This is a genomic window from Microvirga sp. GN3 (assembly GCF_055792825.1).
Genome location: NZ_JBVVAK010000144.1, coordinates 12,480 through 18,680 on the forward strand (window position 1 = coordinate 12,480; position 6,201 = coordinate 18,680).

A 6,201-nucleotide genomic window follows, 5' to 3' on the forward strand; every position below is an offset into this window, starting at 1 on the left:
CGGATGAAGTACCGGCCGGCGATGTTCCTACGCGAGGTCCACTACCTCGCCGTCTGCGGCCTGTTAATGTGGTCCTTGCGCACCCACGTCGCCCGTCGCTCGAAGCGGCGTGTAATTGTCCGGCGTCTGCCGCTCCATCACCTGGAGCGCATCCTTGTAGCGGCCGGCCATGAAGTAGGCGTAACGCAGGAACCCGCAGGCCCACGGCCTGTAGCTGGGATTGAGCCGGATCGCCCGGTCCGCCAGCAGAGCCCCGCGCTCGGGTTCGCCGAAGGTGCTGGCCCAGCCGACGTAGTAAACCAGGATCGAGAACGAGCTCGGGTTGAGCCGCAGGGCGGTCTCGAACGCCGCCTTGGCCTGGTCGAACTCTCCCTTCGTCGCGAGGACGTGGCCGAGCACGGAATGCGCCTCGGCATCGCTGGCGTCCAACTGGACCGCACGCCGTGCGGCGCTCAGGGCAGCCTCGCGCGATGTCATGGCATCGGCGCCAAAACTGCTCGCCTCCGTATGCGCCCAGGCAAGGTTCACCCAGGCTTTCGCGTAGCCGGGATCGACCTCGAGCGCCTTCTTCAGGATCTCCATGGCCTCGGCATTGCCCTCCCGGGTCGGGCTCAGGGTCTTCTCGACGGCGAGAAGGGTAAGCTCGTAGGCGGTCAGGCTGTTCGGATGCTTGCGCTTGGCGGCGGCCAGAACCTGGCTCTTCACCGGGCCGGTGAGGATCTCGAACTGACTGATGACCTGCCCGGTGATGTCCGTCTGAATGGCAAACAGATCCGTGGCCGGCCGATCCCAGCGGTTGGACCAGACCTGGGCCCCGGTCGTGGTGTCGCTCAGCCGGGCACTCGTGCGGAGTTGGTCCCCTTCGCGCTGGATCGAGCCGTCAAGGACGAAGCGCACTGCCAAGTCGCGTCCGATCTGCCTCACATCGGTGGGTCGGCTTTTATAGGCTTCGGTCGAGGCCCGGGCGATCACATCGTAGCTGTTCTGGCGGGCGAGATCGGTGATGATGTCATCGGTCAGGCCGCTCGCGAGACGGTTCGTGGCCTCGTCCGCTGCTGTCGTCGTAAACGGCAGGACCGCGATGCCGGGCCGCCGCGAGGCTGGAGTCGGAACGTCCGTGCCCCGCCACAGCCAGGCGCCCGTGCCGAGGCCAAGGATCAGCAGGACGGCGGCGGCGCGCATAAGCCACCGGTGGCGTCCGCGTGAAGGCAGCACCGCCTGTGCCCCGTCGAGCCGCACCCGGTAGGTTCGGATCGGTCTGTCGATGTTCTTGACGTGCTGCTCACCGGCAAACTCAAGCGGCAGGTCGAGCTTGCCCTGGAGATGGTCGTAGGTGGTGCCGGAGATCATCACCCCGCCCGGGTCGCAGATCTGCTCCAGACGCGCCGCGATGTTGACCCCGTCACCGAGCAGGTCATCGCCCTCGACCACCACGTCGCCGAGGTTGACGCCGATGCGGAACACGATCCGGCGCTCGGGCCGCACATCAGCCTGGTGCTCGGCAACGCCCTTCTGCACGGCGACCGCGCAGGTCGCGGCATCGACCACTGAGCTAAACTCCGCGATCGCGCCATCACCCATTAGCTTGACGAGGCGGCCGTGGTGCTCAGCCAGCAGCGGGTCGATCACCTCGTGGCGAAGAGCCTTGAGGGCCGACAGCGTTCCGGCCTCGTCCTGCTCGACGAGGCGGGAGTAGCCCACGACATCCGCGGCTAGGATCGCGGCCAGCCGCCGCTCAACCCATGCTGTCGCCATGGCCGTCTCCCTGAGGAGATCTGCCGACTGGAGCCGGAGCCAAGCAGCCCGGTCTCTCCGCCGACCCAATGCTGCTACACTGCCCGATCATGATACCACCCGGACAATCTGGTGGCGACGATTAGGCAGGCCATTATTGGGCCGGCTCCTGATGCTGCAAGGCCCAGTGCCAAGGGCTGCATCGGCGCAACCCAGAAAGCAGAGCGGACGACATGAAGGTCCGCTCACGCTACTGATACGGAAATCCAGCTAAGGTCAGCGTCGTGCCATTACAGGACATTCACTCTTCGGACCTGGCCCCCATCCCAATCTTCGTGAAAGGTGGCTGTTTGTCTCCTCTTTGTACCTGCAAGCGCAGCAGATTGCAGACAAGCAATGGAGCATCGCTCCTGTGCATAGCTGCCCGACAGCAGGTACCAAGTCTGACAGGCGACAGCCAAGCTCCCCAACTTGGCGTGAGCCGGGCAAGCCCGCAAATTGGGTCGCAAGCCCGAGGGAAGAGGTGTAGAATGCCGGACTAGCTGGGTGGCTCAATTGCAGGCGTCCGCAGAGCCAGGCAGGGCGTCTGGGGCTCCGCCGGGAAGCGCAACCATGGGGTAGTCCAGGTCGAACGGCGGCTGGCGGCAATTGTGGCAGCGGACATTGTCGGCTATTCCCGCCTCGCTGAGAGTGACGAGAATGGCACTCTCGCCGCCATCAAGACCCTGCGGCGCGAGATCATCGATCCTCTGCTGGCCGAGCATCACGGTCGCATCGTCAAATTGATGGGTGATGGCGCGATTGCTGAATTCGGTTCGGTCGTCGACGCCGCAACCTTCGCGATTACGATGCAGAAAGAGGTCGCCGCGCATCAGGCTCAGGTTCCGCCGGACCGTCGCATCGTGTTCCGGATCGGCATCAACCTGGGCGATGTCGTCGTCGAGGAGGGCGATCTTCTCGGCGATGGCGTGAACGTCGCAGCTCGCCTGGAGCAGTTGTGCGACCCAGGCGGGATTCTCATCTCCGGCACGGCCTACGATCATCTGCATGGCAAGCTCGAGCTTCCCCTGGAATTCACTGGCGAGCAGCACGTCAAGAACATCTCGCGCCCGGTGCGCACCTACCGGATCCGGCTGGATGGTCGACGTGAGGGATGGCGCCCCAAGCCCACCTGGCTCCGCCAATGGCACCTCCCGACGGCAGCCGCTCTGGCCGTCCTGGTCGGAGGGGCTTTAATCTGGTGGCCGCCGTGGGAGCCGCAGGCTGAGACTGCCATCGTCGAACGCGCGGCCCTTCCGCTGCCGGACAAACCATCCATCGCCGTGCTGCCGTTCGACAGCCTTGGCTCCGATTCCGAGCAGGTCTATTTCGCCGACGGCATTTCCGAGGATCTAATCACCGATCTGTCGAAACTCTCCGGCATCTTCGTCATCGCCCGCAACTCGAGCTGGACCTACAAGGGCAAGCCCACGAAGGTGCAGAAGGTGGGGGCGGAGCTGGGCGTCCGCTACGTGATGGAAGGCAGCGTGCGGCGGCAGGGCGACCAGGTGAGGATCAATGCCCAGTTGATCGATGCTGTCAGCGGCCATCACCTTTGGGCGGAACGCTATGACGGCCCGTTCGGTGATCTATTCGCATTCCAGGATAAGGTCATCGGGCACATAGTGGCGGCGCTGGCGATGGAGTTAACGGGCGAGGAGCAGGCCAGGATTGCCCAATCCGAGACAAAGAATCCGCGCGCCTATGATGCGCTTCTCCAGGGCTGGGAGCATCTGCGCCGGGAGACCGAGCCAGACACCCTCAAAGCCATCACGCTGTTCGAGAAGGCTGTCGAACTCGATCCCGGGTATCACCGCGCCTACGCGGCGCTCGCGACCGGCCATTGGAGGGTTGCCGTTTCGTCCTGGTCTGCCGCCAATGTCGGCATGCAGCGCGCCTTCGAGCAGATGAACGTGAACCTCGCCAAGGCCATGGAGGCGCCGAACGCCCCCGCCTACGCGCTCTCGGCCGAGGTACTGGCCCGGCAGGGCCGCAACGATGAAGCCCTTGCGGCGATCAAGCGGGCACTTGAGCTTGCTCCGAACGACCCGGACAATCACGTCAGCCAGGCCAGGATCCTCTGTGCCATCGGGCGCGCCGCGGAGGCGGAAAAGGATGCGCGCTGGGCGATGCGGCTCAACCCGCAGTATCCTCCAGGTTACCTCCGGGTTCTGGCCGTGTCGCTCTTCCTTCAGGAGCGGTATGACGCGGCGATTGACACGCTGCACCGTCTGATAAGCCTGCCATCGCCCCTTGCCGAGGATTACGCGACGCTGGTCGCGGCCTATGGCCATGTTGGGCGACATGACGGTATCGGCGCCGCCATCGAGAAATACAACGCCCTGATGGTGCCCGTTGGGTTCGATCCACTGACCGTGCAGGAATCGGGCTGGTGGTGGTATGGCGACATGTTCGACTACCATCGCGAGTACCGAGACCGTTATCTCCTCGGCCTCCGTAAGGCCGGCGTTCCCGAGGGAGCTGGGATCGACCTCGCCTATGACGACTATACGAGCATCGTGAGCAAGCGGAACGGCGAGTACTTCGTCCAGGGTGCCCCCAAGATCGACGCTGCCACCGCCAAGGAGCTACACAACCGAGGCGCCCGCTTCGTCGACGTGCGCTCCGCGGTTGCCTATGGCCGCGGGCACATTCCGGGGGCTCATCTGCGGGACGTGGTGATCACCCTGTCCAAGGAAACGCTGTCAGAGATTGCCGATCCGAAGGACGAAATTGTTTTCTATTGCTACGGCAGGTACTGCCCGATGTCGACTTTCGCGTCCGCCAAGGCACTGAAGTGGGGCTTTCCCAAAGTGTATTACTTCGCGGGCGGGTACCCTTCATGGGTGGACAACGGCTATCCGGTCGAGGTCACTCCACCTCAATAGCGAGAGGCCCACGCTCGATCCTACAGACTGTGAGGTAGGCCAATCTGCTATGCAGAGCGGCCTCGTACCAAAGATCGGTCATCGCTCGACAAGCTCCCCAGCCGCGGTTAGCTCTGTGTCAGGAGGTGCCATCTGGCAGACAGAGTCTGTCGAACTGAAAGAAAACGGTCGTATTCACCGAGTGAGCAGTTCCTCCTGCGCCTCGCGAATGTCTGCTCGGGATCAGATTCTCACATCCCAGCCGCTCGCCGAACGTCGGTTCTTAAGCGCGAAAGCAGACCAAGCTCTTCCGTCTCAGGAGTGCCATTAAGCGACCTTCCGGGTGCACGTTGCGCCACGCGCCCAATCCTTGACCGCTCATCGTGGAGATTCGCTGAAGGCGGTTTCCGGAATGCGCAGCCCTGCCTCGGCCGTGCCGGCTGGGAATCACTCGCTAAGTCAGGGCTGACACGTGACACGTGCTTAGGCAGGCATCAGCATAGCAATGCGGTGGATCCCAACCCCATTGCTGATGTTGGTGGCCTTGTCCGTCTTGCCCTTCCCGCAGGTGTAGAAGTCGCCTTCCTTGACGGTGTAGGGCTCCTTCCCAGCCTTCTTGATGCTGAACTCGCCAGCGAGAATGTAGCACATCATGTCCACATCCATCACCGCCTCCTTGGGATCGGCAGCTCCGGGTTGGTACACGACGTCGACAATCTTGACGCTCTTGTAAGCGGCCATCTCAGAGGGGATCTCGCCAATCTCCACCAGCCGGCGACCAGGGCTGAGTTCCCTGCCTTCAGTGGGACCGTAGTTTGGTGCGCCTGCGGCCCTGGCGGATGTGGCCGAAGCGAAGAGCGGTGCCGCAGCGACGGCCGATAAACCAAGGGTGACCGCCGACCTGCGACTCATGAGCTCGGTCATGATTTCCTCCTGCGATTGGCTAATGCAAAATCAGCACAGGGAAATGCTATGCGGGCAGCAAGTCGATGATGCGCATGATCGCAACCGTGCTGCCGGTGTTTTTGCTGCGTTCCGGCAGCCCTTTGGCGCACGACCACACGTCACCATTTTTGTAGACGTTGTCGCCCGAACCCGTGTCGACGGTCAGTTCGCCCTCCAGCATGTGACAGACCATGTCATTGGGCATGCTCCCACCGCTGGTGCTTGCGCCTGGCTGGTAGATGGAGTCCCGCATCGAGACCGTCTTGTAGTTCGGGATCATGGTCTCGCGCTTCGTGTGATCCACGCGACGAACGCCGGGGGCAATCTCCCGTCCCTCGGTCGAAGCCGCTCCTTGAGCGACGGCTCTGCCGGAAGACACAAGTGAAGATGCGGCGGCGATACCGAGCAGTGCATGGCGACGGTTAAGCTGTCCCATTGCTTCCTCCCGTCCAAGAGGCTACCCCAGCCCCACAAGTATGCGCCCAATCCGGTGCTAAAGCGCTTTTGATCTGGGCTTGAATCCCTTCGGGTGGTCTGTGCGTTGATTGGGATATGGCCCGGGAGGCGAGCCATGCCCCAGCCCTATTCTCCCGATTTGCGCGAACGTGTTCTTGAC

The 6,201-nt window shown here is 63.1% G+C and carries 4 protein-coding genes; 1 reads left to right on the top strand and 3 read right to left on the bottom strand.

The genetic code is table 11. The features are described 5' to 3' along the window. Positions 1 to 63: 63 nt before the first annotated feature. Positions 64 to 1,755, bottom strand: a complete 1,692-nt coding sequence (locus ACS5Q1_RS37940; RefSeq protein ID WP_473103093.1) for an adenylate/guanylate cyclase domain-containing protein — start codon at positions 1,753 to 1,755, stop codon at positions 64 to 66. Between the two features lie 629 nt (positions 1,756 to 2,384). On the opposite strand from ACS5Q1_RS37940, the gene ACS5Q1_RS37945 reads away from it, so the two are divergent. Beyond that, complete coding sequence (locus tag ACS5Q1_RS37945) at positions 2,385 to 4,661, top strand: rhodanese-like domain-containing protein (RefSeq protein WP_473103094.1); 2,277 nt, start codon at positions 2,385 to 2,387, stop codon at positions 4,659 to 4,661. Between the two features lie 462 nt (positions 4,662 to 5,123). On the opposite strand, the gene ACS5Q1_RS37950 is transcribed toward ACS5Q1_RS37945, so the two are convergent. Together ACS5Q1_RS37950 and ACS5Q1_RS37955 are read right to left on the bottom strand one after the other, a co-directional pair. Further along, the gene (locus ACS5Q1_RS37950) at positions 5,124 to 5,564 is read right to left on the bottom strand and encodes a cupin domain-containing protein (RefSeq protein ID WP_473103095.1); all 441 of its coding nucleotides are present in this window, start codon (positions 5,562 to 5,564) and stop codon (positions 5,124 to 5,126) included. Between the two features lie 46 nt (positions 5,565 to 5,610). Beyond that, positions 5,611 to 6,021 carry a hypothetical protein gene (locus ACS5Q1_RS37955; RefSeq protein ID WP_473103096.1) on the bottom strand — a complete coding sequence of 137 codons (411 nt, stop codon included), beginning with the start codon at positions 6,019 to 6,021 and terminating at the stop codon, positions 5,611 to 5,613. Between the last annotated feature and the right edge of the window lie 180 nt (positions 6,022 to 6,201).